Below are 1,375 nucleotides of genomic sequence, written 5' to 3'. Positions count from 1 at the left end.
GGGAGTGTCATAAATTTTGTGTTTGGGGCCTAACATCTCTGAAAAAGGAGCATGTATGGCTACCCACAAGAAGTCGCCGACGCGCGATTTGCCGGCGATTCCGGCCGAATTGGTCGATCAGTTGGTCAAAGGGCCGATGACGGCCGAGTCGATCCAGGACCTGTCGATGGCCTTGAAGAAGGCGCTGATCGAGCGGGCCCTGGGTGCGGAGCTGGAACATCATTTGGGCTATCCGCCTGGCCAGCGCCCGCAGCAGGCCGAAAACCAGCGCAACGGCACGAGCCGCAAGACGGTGCTCACTGACGAGGGGCCGCTGCCGGTGGCGATCCCGCGTGATCGCGACGGCAGTTTTGCCCCGCTTCTGATCCCCAAGCATGAGCGCCGCTTTACGGGATTTGACGACAAGATCATCGCGATGTACGCGCGCGGCATGACGGTGCGCGAGATCCAGGCGTTCTTGCTCGAGCAGTACGGCACCGAGGTCTCGCCCGAGTTCATCAGCTCGGTGACCGATGCGGTGATGGACGAAGTCACTACCTGGCAGAGCCGGCCTCTGGAGATCATGTATCCGGTGGTGTTCTTCGATGCCCTACGGGTCAAGATCCGCCAGGACGCGGTGGTGCGCAACAAGGCAGTGTACCTGGCGCTAGGCGTGTTGCCCGACGGCACGCGCGAGATCCTGGGCCTGTGGATCGAACAGACCGAAGGGGCCAAGTTCTGGATGCGGGTGTTCAACGAACTGAAGAGCCGTGGCACGCAGGATATCCTGATCGCTGTCACCGATGGCCTGAAGGGCATGGAGCAGGCACTGGCCGCCGTGTACCCGGCCACGACGCTACAGACCTGCGTGGTGCATTTGATCCGCACCAGCCTGGAGTATGCCGGCTGGAAGGATCGCCGCGCAGTGGCGGCCGCGCTCAAGCCCATCTACACGGCGCCGACCCTGGAGGCGGCCCAGGCAGAACTGACACGCTTCGAGCAGGGGCCCTGGGGCCAGCGCTATACGCCGATCACCCAAGCCTGGCGCCAGGCCTGGGACTGCGTGATCCCGTTCTTTACGTTCCCGCCCGCGATCCGCAAGATCATCTACACCACCAACGCCATCGAGAGCATCAATGCCCAGCTGCGCCGGGCCGTCAAGATCCGCGGACACTTCCCTTCGGACGATGCGGCCACTAAGCTGCTGTGGTTGGTATTGCGCAACATCACCGGCACCTGGGGTAGCGCCACGCACGACTGGAAAGCGGCCATGAACCAGTTCGCCATCATTTACGCCGAACGCTTCACCCAACCGTACCGCTGAGTTAGGATCAACGTGCTTGAGAGCAAAGACTCAAGCGCTTCATGCCTCAAACACAAAAATACTGACAGACCC

Annotated in this window: 1 protein-coding gene; it reads left to right on the top strand. The window is 61.7% G+C overall.

Going from position 1 to position 1,375, the window contains the following annotated elements; translation table 11 throughout:
* Positions 1–55: 55 nt before the first annotated feature.
* Positions 56–1,303: an IS256 family transposase gene (locus tag V8Z80_RS20835; RefSeq protein WP_155197494.1), complete on the top strand. Its 1,248-nt coding sequence runs from the start codon at positions 56–58 to the stop codon at positions 1,301–1,303.
* Positions 1,304–1,375: the final 72 nt, after the last annotated feature.

Source organism: Orrella sp. JC864, from assembly GCF_037026685.1.
Lineage (GTDB): Bacteria > Pseudomonadota > Gammaproteobacteria > Burkholderiales > Burkholderiaceae_B > Orrella.
Note: the sequence above shows the minus strand (reverse complement) of the source record. Positions and strands in the feature narration are given on the sequence as shown.